This window comes from Arcticibacter sp. MXS-1 (genome assembly GCF_041902385.1).
Lineage (GTDB): Bacteria > Bacteroidota > Bacteroidia > Sphingobacteriales > Sphingobacteriaceae > Arcticibacter.
Genome location: NZ_CP169244.1, coordinates 3,054,849 through 3,071,670, shown reverse-complemented (window position 1 = coordinate 3,071,670; position 16,822 = coordinate 3,054,849). Strand labels below are relative to the sequence as shown.

The following is a 16,822-nucleotide window of genomic DNA, read 5'->3' as shown; positions in this document are numbered from 1 at the left end:
CCGGTGCAAAACGCTATTTTTACTTCAAATTCAAGAATATGAGAACACTCCTGATTACCCTTTCTCTTTGCGCTGCTGTGACTGCCGGTAAAGCGCAAAATGAGATCACGCCAGCTGCGCCTGGTGTTACTTATGGAAAAACGATCACAGCAACTGATGCCGCTTCACTTGGCAAAGTTGAAAGTCAGCTAAAGAGCGATTCGGTATATACCGGAAAGATTGAGGGAACTGTAACAGAGGTTTGCAAAAAGAAGGGCTGCTTTATGAAGCTGGCACGGAACGGAAGCGAACCCGTCATGGTCAGGTTCAAGGACTACGGCTTCTTTATGCCTCAAAATATTGTAGGAAAGACCGTTGTGCTGGAAGGAAAAGCCAGAGTGAAAGAAACATCAGTAGAGCGACTGCAGCATTTTGCAAAAGACGCAGGAAAAAGCGATGCAGAAATTGCGAAGATCAAAGAGCCACGCAAGGACATAGAGATTATCGCCGACGGAGTGATTGTGAAAAACTAAATCTCTTTCTTTAGGAACGCGAGCATATAGATACAAAGAAGCAGGCCGAGAAAGACTATCGCCATGCTGAATGGAAATATGCTAAGCATCCCCAGCCGATCTGCTACTGTACCTACAAGCGGTCCTGTTATCCCGAGGGAGATATCGATAAAGAGCCCGTAACCCGCAAGGGCGGAACCCTTGTTGGCTGCCGACACCCGCTTTACCGCCTCTACACCGAGAGCGGGAAATATCAACGAAAAACCAAGCCCGGTAGCCCCTGCTCCTATCAGAGCGGCTTCCGGGCTTTTTGCCATCCAAAGCAGCATGAGTCCCACTGTTTCAAATGCAAGACTCACAACACTTACCTTAAGTCCTCCGTAGCGCTGAATGGTATGGCTAAAACAGACCCTCCCCAGAACGAACAATGCTCCAAACACAGTGAGGCTGAGGGCACCATTGGTCCATCCGTTATATTGATAGTAGAGCGTGATGAACGTGGAGATGGTACCGAACCCTAAGCCTCCTAAAGCAAGACAGATGCCGAAGGGAGAGACCTTTCCAAGAACCTTCATGAAGGGCTGGCGCGCGGTAACACTGACTTCTTTCAAGCCCTCTTTGGAGCGGGCAAGCAGGAAGCCCCCGAGTCCAATCGCAACAATCAGTATTCCCAATCCGGAAAGGCCTATATAGGGTTCAAGAATAACGCCGACCGGTGCTCCCACAGCCAGTGCTCCATAGCTGGCTATTCCATTGTAGGAAATTGCTGTACTGGTATGCTTTGTTCCTACTTTTAACATGGCCCAGTTTACCGGGCTCACGCCTACCATTCCCTCTGCATAGCCGGTTACCAGGCGGGCAACAACAAGTACACTGAGACTAAGAGCAGGATATGAACGGCAAGAGGCAGCCAGAGCGAGCAGCAATCCGCTTAGCGAGAACACAGCAAGCCCCCGCAAGACTGCCTGTTTGGGACCCTGCTGATCGACTATCCTGCCGGCATAGCCTCTGACGAAGAAGGTTGTAATGTATTGGAGACTGATCACCACTCCGGCAACCACTGTACTGTAGCCAAGGGTCTGATGAATAAAAACCGGTAGGGTAGCGAGCGAAAAACCAATTATCAGGTAGCCGATGAAGGTAAGAAAAACGAAGCCCGCGATTTCAATTCGGGTGCGGGCATACGAAAAGCCGGAGTCTGATTCCATTAATAGTGTCGCTTAAAAAAACTGACTGCAAACATAACAAAGGCCGATGTTAATTGTATTTTTATATTATTACTAAAACCAATATCATGACCGCCTTTACCAAAACAAAGGTTATTACTTTACTAAGCGCTGCAGTTGCATTTATTCTGATCGACAGCATTCGCCCTGAACCTGCGGAGCGCAAAAACTCCTCAGCTGTCACAGGAGTTGTTACAAGCGTAACGAAGGGGCGGTCGGACGACATCGTGGTGATGCTCGACGGAATCAGGGGCGTCCACTACATTCGCAAAGGAATAGAACGGGGATTTAATGTCGACAGCCTTGCGAGCCGTCTGCTGAATAAGAAGGTAACTGTCTACTACGCTAAGCCGCACCTCTTATCCCGCCTTAGTCCTGTTACCGATACACGGCAGATCACGGAGTTAAAAGCAGGGAATCAGGTTCTCTTCAGTGAGTTGCCCTAGAGCCCGATACTGTTTCTCCTTAGTTTTCATCCTGCCTCTATGGGCAAGGCTTTTTATATTGCCGTGCGCGTATCCTGCTAGCTTTTTTGGCCCTCGCAACCTTGTTTACCTCAGTATCTTTCCTGCTCGGAAGAGGACATACAGATGTCCGATACCGCACACAACAGAACAACGCAAGATGTATTAATAACTGACAATCAGCGACATACAAAACAGGCATTTATCCTGCGAGACAAGATGAAATAGCGTCAATATGCTCAGGAACTATTTCACCATTGCCCTAAGGAATATCAGGAAAAACGGAGGCTACACGCTGATCAACGTCACGGGGCTCTCTCTCGGGATCTGTGCTACCGTGGTTATTTATGTCCTTGTCAGTTATCATTTAAGCTTTGACAACTTTCACCACAAGAAGGAGCAGATTTACAGGATCATCACCGAATTTCATCAGGAGGGAGTGAACTATGCGAAGGCTGTTCCTCAGCCCCTCGGCAAAGCTTTCCGGAACGACTTTACCTTCGGAGAAAAGACGGCGCGCATCGTACGTCTCAATAACAGCTTTGTCACGGTGGAGAGTCGCAATGACGTTAAAAAGTTTGAAGAGGACGCCCGCGTAGCATACACAGAGCCCGAGTTCTTCGAGATCTTTGACTTTCCGGTTAACGAGGGTACCATACAGTCACTGGCACGGCCGAATACAGTCGTCATCACTAGCAGCCTGGCGACAAAATACTTCGGCAAGGAAAATGCCCTTGGAAAAACCATCAAAGTAAACAATCAGGAATATTTTACTGTGGGAGGCGTCATCAAAAACCTGCCGAAAAACACAGACTTGTCAAGCGAAATATTTCTTTCATATTCTAATCTGAAAGCGTGGAACAGCTGGCTGGCGAGCGACAGCAGCTGGGTGGGTATTTATAGTGGCAGCGAGTGCTTTACCTTGCTCAAAAAGAACGTCAGGCCGGCAGATGTAAAGCGGGAAATGGCAAAAATTTCTACTAAATACTATGACAAGGACGAGGCAAAAACTTTCCGCTTTAGCCTTCAGCCTTTGCACGACATCCATTTTAACACAGAAATGGACGGAGACATCTCCAAAAGAACGCTCTACACCTTGTCAGTGATAGGCATCTTTCTGCTGGTAGTAGCCTGCGTCAACTTTGTGAATCTGGCTACGGCTCATTCGCTGAAAAGAGCGAAGGAGGTGGGTGTAAGAAAGGTACTCGGCAGCAATAAAAGCCAGATCTTCTGGCAGTTCATTTCTGAGACGTTCGTCATTGTCCTGCTAGCCATGATACTATCGCTGTTACTATCGCAGGCTGCTGTTCCTATGATCAACCGGCTGCTCGACATACAGATGTCTCTCAGCGCAGAGACGGGAAAACTAGCGGCGTTTCTGCTCCTGACCTTCCTTATTGTGGTGTTCCTTTCCGGCTTCTATCCGGGAGTGATCCAGTCGGGCTGGCGGCCTATACAAACGTTAAAGGGACAAGTAAAAAGCTCGGGCTCTGCCTACTCCGTTCGCAGAATGCTGGTGGGGCTGCAGTTTGCCATTGTGCAGATGCTCATCATTGGCGTCATTGTAATCGCTGCGCAAATGCATTTTGCGAGCAATGCTGATCTGGGATTTAAGAAAGAAGGGATCGTACTGCTGAATCTGCCGGATCAGGATAAAGCCACTTTTACCGCCCTGAATAACCAGCTGAATCAGCTGCCGGGAGTTGAGACTGTTTCATTCGCATCGGCAAGTCCGGTCTCTAATACTAATAACACCACCGGCATGCGATACGATAACCGGACAGAAGCGGAGACTTTTGATGTAAACACCAAGCAGGTGGACCACAACTACCTGTCTACATACGGAATAAAGCTTGTAGCAGGGAGAAATCTCTTCCCCTCCGACACGGTAAGGGAATTTCTGGTAAACGAAATGCTGGTACGAAAGCTAAGACTGAAGTCTCCGCAGGAAATCATAGGCAAGCAGATCTATGTGAACGGTGACCATTGGAAAGGCACAGTTGTGGGCGTAGTCCGCGACTTCTACAATTACTCGTTTCACTCTGAGATTGTGCCGGTCTGCATGATGTCTGATCTGGGCCGGTACAGAACCTGCTCTGTCAGAGCAGACGCACAGAGTCTGCCTACTCTTCTGCCCCAGTTCGAAAAGATTTGGACAAAGCTATATCCCGACCATATTTACTCGGCGACTTTCTTTGACGACAACATCAGCCGTTTATACGAAAAAGAAAGACAAATGCTGCATTTAGTGGAACTGTTTGCGGGCATCGCTATTTTTATCGGGTGCCTGGGACTTTACGGACTTGTATCATTCCTCGCTCTGCAAAAGACAAAAGAGATCGGGGTGCGGAAAGTACTGGGTGCCAGCGTGAACAGCATTATCTGGCTCTTTGGCCGCGAGTTCAGCATTCTTGTGGTCATGTCTTTTGTTTTCGCCGCTCCGCTTGCCGGATGGGTGATGCATCAATGGCTACAGAACTTCGCTTATCACATCCCCTTGAACGCGCTGATCTTTTTGGGATCCATAGGTGCGACCTTAGTTTTAACCGCTCTAACGGTCGGTTATCGCTCCCTGAAAGCCGCAAATGCTAATCCGGTAAAAAGTCTGAGGACAGAGTAAAAAGCTTTCTGCGCAAATCCATTGTCTCTGAACCTTTGTGTAGAATGAGCACCGCAACCATTGGAGAAAATATCGTTCTGTAGCTGCCATACTGCGTCGTGAATGTGTGCTCGAGCAGCTCTGCATTTTCTCGGAGCGGGTTCTCTTGATTAGGGGGCACTTCCTTAAAAGAAGAAATGAGTTCCAGGTAATATGGTATCTGCATCCACAGGCTGAAACTTTTTAATAAATTGTCCTATCAAATTTATGTCCAATGGAATCGAAGGAAAACCTGGAGGTCTGGATGCGCGGACCAGTGGATTCAGTGCCTGCACTTTTACAGCCTGTTGCACATGCCTTGCTGCAGGTACAGGAGGAAATACCGCGGCACCTTATGAATTTCCCTGAGGAAAAGCTCTGGGATAAGCCGGCGGGACTGGCATCTGTCGGTTTTCACCTTCAGCATATAAGGGGTGTCATTGACCGTCTGTTTACTTACGCACGCGGGGAAATGCTGAATGAAGAGCAGCTTCGGTGCCTGGCGCAGGAAGGCATAGAAAACAGGGACATTAAGATTGAGTCGCTTCTCCAAGGTCTGAATGCACAGGTGCAGGAAGCGATCAAGCAACTGGAAGGAACAGACCCCGCGCGCTTAACCGACGCAAGAGGCATAGGCAGAAAACAGATCCCGACAACGCTCATGGGTTTGCTATTTCACGCAGCGGAACACAGTCAGCGACACACGGGGCAGCTGCTTGTTACAGCTGCCGTGTTGAAGGCTGGTTAACCTTAGACTTTCATCTGCCCCAGAGCGTTCCAAATAAATCTTTCCGCCTTCTCAAGCGGGTGCAACATCTCCCGGGGAGCCCGGTACACGTTTCCCTGCTTGTGGCAAAAGCAGGCGATCGAGGAAGAAGGAGGCCGCCAGTTTCCGTCCGCCAAAAGCGAATAAAACAGAGGGGCAGCATTGACAGGACGCCGGGGGTAAGAGTCACGTTGTATTTTTAATGCCCTTGTATTTTAAGATATGAAACGTCTTTTGATTCTGTGCTTGCTTGTTTTCTTGCTTCCCTCTGTTCTGTACCCGCAGGCCGGGGCGGGGAAGCTTTTCATCATCGGAGGAGGTAAACGTCCGCCTGCACTTCTGGGCGGCCTGGTCGAAGCGGCCGGTCTAGGAAAACAGGACTACATAGTTGTGCTTCCCATGGCAAGCGAAGATCGCGCTGCCGCATTCAAAAGTGTAGAATCGGAACTAAAAAGCCTTGTGCGCAGTAAAATTGTGGATCTTGGTTTCAGCAGTCACCGCCTAGGGCCGCCGCCTCTTGACTCTCTTAAAAATGCAAAGCTGATCTTTATAACGGGGGGCGACCAGGAGCGCTTTATGGCTTCGGCAAGAAATTCGGGGATCGGCAAAGCCATTCAGTATGCCTATCGTAAGGGCAGTACTATAGCTGGGACAAGTGCCGGGGCGGCAGTGATGAGTACGCACATGATCACTGGAAATCAGCTCCTTCCCGACACTACCTATAAAGAGACCTTCGATAAGCTTAAACAGGGGAACATCGAATTTAAACCGGGTCTTGGCCTTCTCGACTCTGTGATTATTGATCAGCACTTCGTAAGGCGCAGCCGCTACAACAGGCTGCTTTCAGCATTGGAACGCTTTCCCGATTACGCTGGCCTGGGGATTGATGAGAGCACGGCTATTCTTGTAAGAGGCAAACGGGCCAGGGTAATCGGCGAAAGCCAGGTTGTGGTACTGAAGGAGCCTGTGGACATAAGGGCGGGCAGAGGGGGACTGATTCGCCTTAAAGACGTCAAATTTTCGATATTTACGGAGGGAGATGAATTTGATCTCCCCTGACAGAAATGAATAGTACAATAGACAAGCTTGCACTCATAGAAATTAAAGACCGCAAAATCTTATGCGCGCGAAGCAAGGGAAAAGACATTTTTTATGTTCCCGGCGGCAAACGCGAGGAGGGCGAAAATGACGAGGCTGCACTAAGCAGGGAAATACGGGAAGAACTGGGTGTAGAACTGGAGCCCTCTTCTTTAGAATTCAAGGGCCAGTTTGATGCACAGGCGCACGGGAAGCCGGAGGGTGTAATGGTGAGTGTACGTTGCTACTCGGCAAGCTTCCAGGGCTTGCCAGCAGCCGAATCTGAGATAGAAGAGCTGGCCTGGCTATCATACAAAGATCTGGAAAAACTTTCAGAGGCGGGAAAACTTATTTTTGAGAGCCTGAAGAAGAGCGACTTAATCGATTAACTATTCTCAAACAGACGCTGCCCGCTTCTGGAAAAGCGAATTTTCTTAGATTTGCGGGCGCAAGAATCTATGCAACCCGTACGACCTCAGGCTAAGAAGAAGAGAACCACAACGACACGAAAGAAGCGAAAGCCCGACAACAAATGGCCGAACAGGTTCAAGCTTATTGTTGCCGGAGTCCTGCTGATCCTGCTATCCCCCTTTTATTACGGGTATGTACTTAAGACCTTTACCGCTACTTGGCAGTGGATAAAGGATATTGGAGAAGACCCGAGGTATCGTACCTATTCCGGATTTAACGTCCGTATTCCCCGTAAATACACGATGTTCGGCATTGATGTCTCCTACGCGCAGGGCAAGATCGACTGGAAGCAGGTGAAGGAAATGAAAGAGGATGAGGTTAGTATTCACTTTGCATTTATAAAAGCGACCGAAGGCCTTACACTTGTTGATCCATACTTCCAGAGAAACTGGAGGGAGGCGGCAAAAGCTGGGATCGTATGCGGGGCCTATCATTATTTCCATCCCAGGAAAGACGGCAAACAGCAGGCTCGCTTTTTCCTTCAGACAGTCCCCCATGGAGACGGTGACCTGCCGATGGTTGCCGATGTTGAAACACTGGACGGGCTTTCTCCCCTGGTGCTGCGCAAAGAGCTAAAAGCCTTCCTCAGTCACCTTGAAAAAAGACCGGCAGCAAGCCCATCATCTATACAGGTTTGAGTTTTTATCGCGACTATCTTGAAGGCTATTTTGATGGGTACAAGCTGTGGATTGCACACTACTACAAACCAGAATTGAAGGCTGGAAAAAATACCAACTGGGTGTTTTGGCAGCACTCAGACGATGCCAGGGTGAACGGAATCAACCACTCCGTTGACTTCAACGTCTACAGAGGCGACAGCACCTCCTTCCGCTCGCTGCTCGTGTACGAGTAATCGGACGATCGCCCTGGACGCATCTTTCTTTAATATTTTCAGGTTTTTATTGCTAAAAGAAAGGGGCTGATCGACATTCCCTCTAATGAAGCATCTCATACCAAAAAATTGGATCAAAAGCTAAGGCGGTCATACGTTACACATCTATGCCGGAGAAGTGTTAGCTCAGGCTCTGACTTTATGGTCTTCATGAAAACGGAAGCTGCAGGGTCGGAACAAAAACTGCTTTCACCGCAAGCAATACGATACCCCAGATTGGCAAAGTATCAGCAAAGGCCTGGCTATCCAGGCTTGTATCTTCTTACATCGCCTTCTACCCCGTTCGTAGGAACAGCTCCTTCTGGTTTTCCCGATGCTGGATTCCTTGAGATTAGATCCTTCTCGCTTCATTGACAAAGAGCGCATGACGAACTCTGTACTCTGAATTAGCGGAAAGGATCATTCCCACTCACTTCAGCGTATGATTAGAGGGAGAACAAGCTGCACGGAGGCTGTAAAAACAAAAAGACGGCCGTCTAACCGAGGCCGTCTTTCTAATTTGCTCTTAATCTGGATGATTATATATTATAGTTCTTTAAGGAAGGATACTTCTCCGTCAGGAGTGATCTTAAGGACCATCTTCTGATCGCTATTCTTAAGGCTTGCAAAGTAGACAGTATTGTAAAATCTCTTACCTGTCAGAAGGTCGAAATGAGATTCGTCAGCTGCATCAAGATCGTAACGTACTACTTCTTCAATCTTGTATTCCTTGTATAATTTTTGAATTCTGCTCTTGCTTCTTGCTGGCAATTTACTTGCATCAACATATTGAGTTGTCGCGATAAAGTCGCCGTTAATATCAAAGAAAGCAGCCATCTTTACACCTTCAAGACTGAAGGAAGCTTTTTGAAATTCAGGAGTAACGGTCCAGTTTACATCTTGTGCGTTCTGGTATTTACTAAGGAAGTTGTTCTGTGCAAAATATGAAACTCCGGCGTCCTTCTTCTCACTTTTGATTTTGTCATCTGCATAACCCTTTACTGATAAACCAACAACTAAAAGGGTGAAGTATAAAATCTTTTTCATCTACTTGTTTATTATTTTCACAACAAAAGTAAGAAAACTTTTTAAAGTTGATAAGATATAGTTATATTTTTACCAATAATTCAACACAAACGATTGCGGGATGAAAATATTTCAAGAAGAAGCTTCCGAACACGTTTGCGGAATGCCATTTTTGCAAAGACCAGGAATGGTTTCACAGCACTTTATGCACCTGATCTTAGCCGGGTTTCCCTCCCAGCAGAGTAATTCGCAGTGTAAAAGATCTGAAAATGAATGCGATCAAGAAAAACATTCATAAGCTGCGCTCTCAGGAGGAGTTGAAAGCTGATTTTAATGCTCTTTCTGACCTTGAACTGTAGCGAAGCGCTCCATTGAACCATTGAAAAGCAATTAAGAATCACAATAACTTAGCAGAGCGATTTCATTGAAGCGTTTAAAAAACAAAGAATGGCCTTTAACACTTAGCGAAGCCATCTCATTGAGGGCTTAAAAGCGCGATCAAACATCTTCAATGAAACAAAGACGCTTTCCAGAAAACTCAGACGGACACCACCGCAGGGGGAATAACGATGGTGAAGTCAGTCTCGCCGCTTTCTGCTGTCTTCAGCGAAAACCCGAATCCATGGTTAAGAAGAATCTCCCGGACAAGCGTAAGACCGATGCCCTGTCCATCTCTTTTGGTGGTATAAAAGGGCGTAAAAAGATTTACCTGCGCATCGGCAGGAATACCGTGTCCGTTATCCCGGACCACGATGCGGAGAGGGTTACAGAGCGTCATCAAGGTGATAGTCCCCTCTGCACGGCCGCCCACAGCCTCCATGGAGTTCTTGATCAGGTTTAAAAGGACCTGTTCCATCTGCTGCCGGTCGGCCTTAAAATAAAGCGGCTCATGATGCAGCTTAAGATCCAGTCTTACGTTCCTTTCGGCACTTCTGTATTCAAAAAGCTTGCCGACGTCTGCCACAAAAGCATTGAGGTCAATCAGTTCTATGGCAGGGACGGGAAGTCGGACCACATCTGCCAGGCCTTTCATAAACAGGTTAAGATTGTTATTCCGCTCGATGGCGACCATCAGGGCGTCCTTTAAACGGGGCGAAATCCCTTCCTGCTCCATCGCAAAATCCATGATGGAGTTGACCGGGCCTACGGTATTGTTCACCTCATGAGCCATCATGCGGATGACCTTCCCGTATGCTTTCTTTTCCGTCTGCAAGATCTCGGCACTAAGCTCCTCGATCATTACGAAGTAGCGCCGGAAGCCCCTGTCTATAAACGAGGACTTCTGACATTTGTAATTCTCGATACCGCTGATGCTGACCATTTTAGGCTGCCCCGGAGGCAGCTCCTCTATTTGCTTGATTAGGGGATGTCCGCATGCCGGCACTACGAGCTCCAGATTATCGTTCTCTCCTATCCCCATGAGCTGCCTGGCCTTTGGATTCATCTGCTCAATGTGATGGTCGTAGTCCATGATCACGACCCCTGTAGGCGAAGTGCTGATCAGCTTCTCAAGAAACTGATGCTGCTCCTCCTGCAGGGTACGTTCTTCCCTCAGACTGTCAATCATCTTATTGTAGACATCGACGAGCTGATCAACTTCTTGTTTCCCTGTTCTCCTGAATTTCACGCTGAAGTCCTGATCTCTGATCGCGTTAATACCCTCGACCAGTGTCTTTAAGGGGTGTACAAGCTGCTGAAAGAGCGCCCAGGAGAAAGCCATGGAGATCAGAATAAAGACCTCTGAGATGATAAAGATCAGCTTATGCTCTTTGAATATGAGGAAGCTCATCCACAGGGTAACCAGATGCAGCAGGGTGATAAAGAGCAGGTATTTAGTTCTCAGCTTCATCGTAGGGAATATTGTATTTCTCAAGGCGGCGGTAAAGGGCGTTCCGCGTTATTCCAAGCGAGGCAGCAGCCCGGGAGACCCTGTTCCTGTGAAACTCCATCGCTTTCCGTATCATCATGATCTCCAGCTCCTCGAGGGTCAGCGATCCTACGTCCGGCAACTGGACCGTTCCCTTCTTTGCCAGTGAGCTGTCATATTGTTTCTGAAAATCCTTCACGTCGAGCAGCTCATGCCTGCTGATCAGCACGGTACGTTCCACCAGGTTCTTCAACTGCCTGATATTGCCCGGAAAGCTTTGCTTCTGCAGCCATTCCAATGCCTGGCGGCTGACCTGCAGAGCAGGCTTACGGTAAAGCTCCTTCAGGTTTTCAACAAAGGCGTTCACTAACAGCGGGATATCCTTCGGCCTCTCTCTGAGCGCGGGGATCCGGAGCGTAATCAGGTTGATGCGGTAGAGCAGATCCTCCCGGAAGCTTCCGGCTGATACCATCTCTTCCAGGTTGCGGTTAGTAGCACAAACGACCCGGACATCTGCTGTCTTCGTACGACTGCTGCCCAGCACCTCGAAAGTACGGTCCTGCAGCACCCTCAGCAGTTTCACCTGACTGGCCGGGTCAAGTTCGCCGATCTCGTCAAGGAAGATCGTGCCTTTATTCGCCAACTCAAAGCGTCCTATACGGTCCTGCCGTGCATCGGTATAAGCGCCACGCACATGGCCGAACATTTCACTTTCAAAGAGGGAGCCTGAGATGCCTCCCAGGTTTACCTTAACAAAGGGCCTTTTGCTGCGCAAGCTGTTCTCGTGGAGCGCTTCCGCGATGAGTTCCTTCCCCGTACCACTTTCTCCCGTGATGAGAACTGACGCGTCAGTAGCGGCAACATGACCAATAGTAGCAAGGAGCTCCAGCATTTGCGGGTCCTCTCCCACAATCTTCTTAAAGTCGTATTGTTTATCCAGCTGCCTTCGGCTGACACTGCCCGAGCGCTTATGCTGAAGACGAAGCAGGGTATGAACAGATTGCAACAGCTGCTCGTTGTTCCAGGGCTTGCTCACAAAATCATTCGCACCAAGTTTCATTCCCTGCACGGCAAGGTCAATCGTGGCCCATCCGGTAATGAGGATAACCGGCACCTGCGGGTTAAGCTGCCTGACGGCGGTCAGAAGCAGCATCCCTTCCCTCCCGGAGGTATCCCTCGAGAAATTCAAGTCCATGATCACCAGAAGCACCTCGTTTTTCTCCAGTGCCGCGACAGCTTCAGCCTCGGAGGCGGCAGAGATCGTTTTAAATCCTTCCCGCCCGAGCAGGAGACTGAGCGAGGTTCTTACGGCGACATCATCGTCTATAATCAGTATCATATAAAAAAGAAAGGCCTTTAGTCCTTTTATTCCTCATGAAGGGCGATTGCAGGATCTATTGCAGAAGCCTGCCTGGCCGGGTACAGCGAACAAACCAGAACTAAAAGGTACATTAAAATTACAGATAAAACAATGGCCGTAAAATACACATTCGAGGCCATGTCGAAGACATTGAGAAGAGGAAACTGAACAGCGAAGAACACACCGACCAGCACGGAAATGGTAGCAATGCTCAGAGTCTCGCCCGATACCTGCCAGGATATAGAACCGCTGCTGGCTCCTATAGCCCGTCGCAATCCAATTTCACCCTTCCTCTTGCTTATGTTGTACCATAACACGCCAAATAAGCCGAGAGCGACGTTAATGATCAGGAAGGCCGAAACGAGCAAAAAGATGAGCATCGGGATCAGGGTCATATTATTTTTCGCCGTCCGCTTCTTTTCGAGGTGTTCCACTTCCACCGTCGTATTTCTACTAAAGCCAAATACGATCTTATGAAGCCTGGCTTCGAACGAGGCGTCGGTACCGGGCTTCACTTTCAGCATGATAACATCCTGACCCCGCTCAATTGTGTCGGGTATTTTGAAGATGCCATTTTCTACAGCCTGGTAGTCGCCGGCACTTTTAAAATCCTTCACCACTCCCGACACCTTAAAGAGCTCATTGTCAATTTTAATTTCCTTCCCTTCAGCCCTGTCGTTACCAAACAAATTCTGCTTCAGCGTACTGTTGATTACAATACCGGCTTTCCCTCCGCGCTCATCTGCTTTCCACTCCCCCGATTCCATTTCGATCCCGAGCACCCGGGGATACATCAGATCAGCGGTGTAGATGTGAGACATCATATCCTTCTCCTGATAACCAATAGATGTATTGTAAGTATTATTGGAGTAAGGAATATTGCCACCGGTAAAGGTAAGGTTCTGTACCTGAGGCTCAGAAGCGATCAGACTCTTTAAAGAACCGAGGAGAAGCCTGACAGAATCAGCATTTTTCACCTCAGGAGGCAGACCGTAGTTGACGGCCCATACATCGCGGTACTCGAAGCCTCTTGTCTTCCTGTAGTTCAGGTAGTAATTGACGCATAGCGTAAACACGCCAAACATCACGATGAACGAAACAAACATTTCGAGCATAAGCAGGAAGTTCTGCTTCTTCCTGTTCCATATCAGTTTAAACAAATGTGCGATCATATCTTTCTATCTTAATTATTGTGCTTTGAGCGCGTCTACGACTTCTAACCTCGACATGCGCCATGCCGGATAAACTCCTGACAGAAGCCCGAAGAAGATACAGGCGCCAAAACCATAGAGCAGGACGCGGTAATTAATACTCAGGAGCGTATTGGGGATCAGATCGCTGCCATTGATAGCCGAAAGGATGAGCTGAGAAAGGATCACACTGAGCACTCCGCCCAGCAAAGTGAGGATCACGTTCTCCACAACGAATTGCAGCGCCAGAACAGAGGAGGACGCTCCGAAAGCCTTCCGCACTCCTATCTCTGAAGAGCGCTCCATAATCCTGCTCACATTCACATTCACCAGATTTATTGCGGGCAAAAGCATCAGGAAGAAGACAACCAGAGAAAGCACTGTCATAAAAAAGCCGAGACCGCTGTTTTCATCTTTCGAAAAAACCCTGATGAAACTCTCCAGATAAGGGTCTGCATAGCTTTTGATATCTGTAAAATCCTTATTCTGCGGCGGTATCTTGCTCACCACCTGCCTGTATTCCTCCTGAATACGAGGAAAGTCACGCCGGCTTTTCGCAAGCACAATGGCTGTATACTCTCCGCTGAGTGATTTCGTCCTGAAGTCACCCTTTGAAACCGTATATGGGAGATACATATCAGCATAGATAAACGGACTCGTGACCGATACACTTTTCACCACTCCAGCCACTCTGTATCTGATATTATCAGCATCAATATACTTGCCCACAGCCAGTTCTCCATCCCCGAAGTACTGATCCCTTATCTCTTCCGAGATCACGGCCACGCGATCGCCATTGCTGGTCTGCTGCGCAGTATACGGCTTACCTTCAAGGAACTGATATTCCAGCACCTCCCACCATGCATCGTTCGTGTACTTGATATTGATCACCAGCTTCTTGTTCTTCACGTAGGTATTGGTAGCCCTGAATATCGAGGAAATAGCCACCTTCTCCGGGCTCTTCATAGAGCCAACATAGTGGTTCATATAGTAGAAGCTGCCCGGCCCTTTCATCATCCCGGCTTGCTTCGGATTCTTTTGCACGATCCAGTTGATGTACAGGGAGCGGTCTCGCTTCATATCCGGATAGCCAGGGCTGCTCACCCTGTCAAAGAAAGCCGTAAAGACGATGAGAATGGTGAGTGTCAGGCTAATACCGAAAAGACTAATAAAAGTGAAGAATTTCCGGCGCATGAGAACAGCCCATGCTGTTTTAAGATAATTTTTCAACATAGCTCTTTTCTTTATCTATTGTACCTGCGATCCGTCAAACAGTCGCACCAGCCGGTGGGTCTTCCTGGCCATCTGCTCGTCGTGCGTAACCATTACGATGGTACTGCTGTCGTCTTTGTTCAACTGGAGTAAAATGTTCATGATCTCGTTGCCCATAGCACTATCCAGATTACCCGTCGGCTCATCAGCAAGAATAATATCGGGCTTACCTACGATGGCGCGGGCAATGGCTACCCTTTGTTTCTGTCCTCCCGAGAGCTGGGACGGATAATGCTTCATCCGGTTGCTTAAGCCTACTTTTTCAAGCGCTTCAGTCGAAAGACGCTTTCGCTCCCTTGCCGAGACCTTGCGGTACAGAAGAGGGAGCTCCACATTATCCAGCACCTGGAGGTCGTTGATCAGATGGAAACTCTGGAAGATAAAGCCGATCTTCTCGTTCCTGAAGCGGGCCAGCTTTTTATCAGGCAGGTGGCTCAGATCCTGCCCCGCTATTTTTACTTGCCCCTTAGTGGGCGAGTCGAGCAGCCCCATAATATTCAGCAAGGTGCTCTTTCCGCAGCCCGAGGGCCCCATTACTGACAGGAACTCCCCCTGGGAATGTTCAGGTTAATGCGGTTAAGAGCTACAGTCTCCACAGTATCTGTCATGTAAAGCTTTTCAATGTTCTCCAGTTGTATCATTGGTTTGGTTTTAATATGTTATTTTCCTGTTTAATGCAAAGTCATAAAGCGACAAGTATCGCAGCTCGAAGTAGGCTCCCCAGAAGTCCCGCAGCGCAGAAATATAGTCGCGCCTGGCCTGGTCTTTTTCCTGAAAGGCGATACTCAGGTCGGTAATACTGAGACTGCCGATCAGATATCTTTCCCGTGCTATAAGAAACTTCTCAGACGCGATCCTGTCGGCTTCGCTCGTTAAATTTAGCTGATCCTTCATCATGTTGTAGAGGGTAACCTGAGTAATGATCTCCTGCGAAAAGTTCTGCTTATCCTGTTCCACCGAGTATTCTTCAAGCTGAAGGTTTACACGGGCTGTCCTGGTACGCGACTGACTCCGTCCCCAGTCGAGAATAGGAATACTGAGCTCCACCTGCAACAATTGCTGATCCTGCGGTGAACGGTACACGCCCCTGAGCTTGCTTGCACTCTTGGAGAAGCCCAGGCGAGCAGTAAGCGCTGCATTTATGCCTGATTCGCCCTTCGCTTTGGCCACCGCCCTTTTTGCCTCAGCCAGACGACGGGCGAAGCCTATTGCATCAGCACGATTTGCGAATGCCTCAGACAAAGCCTTCTCTGCTGCAATCTCAACTCCCGGTGATTGAAGGGGAGCTTGCAGAACGAGAGGCACAGAGCCGAGGCCTGTATAACTCCTCAGGTTCAGCATCGCGATCTCCATGTCCCTTTTTGCAACACCTACAGACTTTTGCGCTTTCAGTCTTTCGAGCTGAAGCTGCAGTATCTCGTTTTTGGTGATCTTTCCAAGGTCGTATTTCAGCTGTGCCACCTTCAGTATGGTATCGGTATTACTGAAATTGCTTTCTGAGATCTGAAGGTTGGCCTGCGCAAGCAGCAGGTCGAAAAAATACTCGTTCGCCTGCACTGCAATCTTTTCCATCGATTCAATATAAGCCTGCCTGCTCTCACTGTATTTGAGTGGTTCAACCCGCTGATCCCATCGGAGCTGGTTATATTGAAATAGAGGCTGACTGTAGCCGATGGCGTAAGGGACGCCATTATAGAGCACGTTGTTCCTGTCGAAGTCGTCAAATCGCTGCAATTGAGTGGTTCCAAAGACCGAACCGCCCGTCATCGTTATGCTCTGACTAAAAGCCAGACTAACCGATGAATTATTGTTCCTGACGGGTTGAAAGTCGATCGTTCCGTTTGGCTGAAGCACTTCCCTGAAGGTCTTGCTATAGCCAGGCACGACGCCCGAAAGTGTCAGCTGGGGCTGGTAGTTTGATTTGAAGGTCCGCCACTCCCAGTACTTCGTTTCCCTGGTTGATACCGCCTGCTTCGCAGAAATAGACTTTTCTTTAGCCATTTGAACAACCTCATCCAGAGATAGCCGAAGTGTATCTGTCTGCCTTCCGAACCCGTGCAAGGAAAGGAGAAGCAAGGATAAGACGCTAAGGTACGCTTTCAT

General features: G+C 48.5%; 14 protein-coding genes and 1 pseudogene. 7 read left to right on the top strand and 8 right to left on the bottom strand.

The features are described from left to right. Window positions 1-38: 38 nt before the first annotated feature. Window positions 39-512, top strand: coding sequence for a DUF4920 domain-containing protein (locus ACES2C_RS13200; protein ID WP_374163563.1), 474 nt, complete (start codon window positions 39-41; stop codon window positions 510-512). Here ACES2C_RS13200 and ACES2C_RS13195 read toward each other — a convergent pair. Beyond that, on the bottom strand, window positions 509-1,699 hold the full coding sequence (locus ACES2C_RS13195) for an MFS transporter (protein WP_374163562.1): 1,191 nt from the start codon (window positions 1,697-1,699) through the stop codon (window positions 509-511). The two genes, ACES2C_RS13200 and ACES2C_RS13195, sit on opposite strands and share 4 nt — an antisense overlap. Window positions 1,700-1,785: 86 nt before the next feature. Between ACES2C_RS13195 and ACES2C_RS13190 the strand changes: the two genes are divergently transcribed. The 6 genes and pseudogenes from ACES2C_RS13190 to ACES2C_RS13165 all read left to right on the top strand — a co-directional run bounded on the left by ACES2C_RS13190 (window position 1,786) and on the right by ACES2C_RS13165 (window position 7,986). After that, complete coding sequence (locus ACES2C_RS13190) at window positions 1,786-2,163, top strand: hypothetical protein (RefSeq protein ID WP_374163561.1); 378 nt, start codon at window positions 1,786-1,788, stop codon at window positions 2,161-2,163. A gap of 253 nt (window positions 2,164-2,416) precedes the next feature. Continuing rightward, entirely contained in the window at window positions 2,417-4,801 is a 2,385-nt protein-coding gene (locus tag ACES2C_RS13185; RefSeq protein ID WP_374163560.1) for an ABC transporter permease, read from the top strand. A 253-nt stretch (window positions 4,802-5,054) separates the two neighbouring features. Beyond that, window positions 5,055-5,567, top strand: coding sequence for a DinB family protein (locus ACES2C_RS13180; RefSeq protein WP_374163559.1), 513 nt, complete (start codon window positions 5,055-5,057; stop codon window positions 5,565-5,567). Between the two features lie 240 nt (window positions 5,568-5,807). After that, window positions 5,808-6,644 carry a cyanophycinase gene (locus tag ACES2C_RS13175; protein ID WP_374163558.1) on the top strand — a complete coding sequence of 279 codons (837 nt, stop codon included), beginning with the start codon at window positions 5,808-5,810 and terminating at the stop codon, window positions 6,642-6,644. A gap of 5 nt (window positions 6,645-6,649) precedes the next feature. Continuing rightward, a complete protein-coding gene (locus ACES2C_RS13170) occupies window positions 6,650-7,051 on the top strand; it encodes an NUDIX domain-containing protein (RefSeq protein WP_374163557.1) in 402 nt (133 codons plus the stop codon). A gap of 69 nt (window positions 7,052-7,120) precedes the next feature. Further along, window positions 7,121-7,986, top strand: a pseudogene (locus ACES2C_RS13165) (glycoside hydrolase family 25 protein). 564 nt (window positions 7,987-8,550) lie between these two features. On the opposite strand, the gene ACES2C_RS13160 reads toward ACES2C_RS13165, so the two are convergent. From ACES2C_RS13160 to ACES2C_RS13130, 7 genes are all read right to left on the bottom strand, one after another. Beyond that, window positions 8,551-9,051: a hypothetical protein gene (locus tag ACES2C_RS13160; RefSeq protein ID WP_374163556.1), complete on the bottom strand. Its 501-nt coding sequence runs from the start codon at window positions 9,049-9,051 to the stop codon at window positions 8,551-8,553. A gap of 517 nt (window positions 9,052-9,568) precedes the next feature. Beyond that, on the bottom strand, window positions 9,569-10,879 hold the full coding sequence (locus tag ACES2C_RS13155; RefSeq protein ID WP_374163555.1) for a PAS domain-containing sensor histidine kinase: 1,311 nt from the start codon (window positions 10,877-10,879) through the stop codon (window positions 9,569-9,571). Beyond that, window positions 10,863-12,236, bottom strand: coding sequence for a sigma-54-dependent transcriptional regulator (locus ACES2C_RS13150; RefSeq protein WP_374163554.1), 1,374 nt, complete (start codon window positions 12,234-12,236; stop codon window positions 10,863-10,865). The genes ACES2C_RS13155 and ACES2C_RS13150 overlap by 17 nt, the downstream gene beginning before the upstream one ends. A 26-nt stretch (window positions 12,237-12,262) precedes the next feature. After that, window positions 12,263-13,429: an ABC transporter permease gene (locus tag ACES2C_RS13145; protein WP_374163553.1), complete on the bottom strand. Its 1,167-nt coding sequence runs from the start codon at window positions 13,427-13,429 to the stop codon at window positions 12,263-12,265. 15 nt (window positions 13,430-13,444) lie between these two features. Further along, complete coding sequence (locus ACES2C_RS13140) at window positions 13,445-14,680, bottom strand: ABC transporter permease (protein ID WP_374163552.1); 1,236 nt, start codon at window positions 14,678-14,680, stop codon at window positions 13,445-13,447. Between the two features lie 15 nt (window positions 14,681-14,695). Next, a complete protein-coding gene (locus ACES2C_RS13135) occupies window positions 14,696-15,253 on the bottom strand; it encodes an ABC transporter ATP-binding protein (RefSeq protein WP_374163551.1) in 558 nt (185 codons plus the stop codon). A 117-nt stretch (window positions 15,254-15,370) separates the two neighbouring features. Beyond that, a complete protein-coding gene (locus tag ACES2C_RS13130) occupies window positions 15,371-16,822 on the bottom strand; it encodes a TolC family protein (protein WP_374163550.1) in 1,452 nt (483 codons plus the stop codon).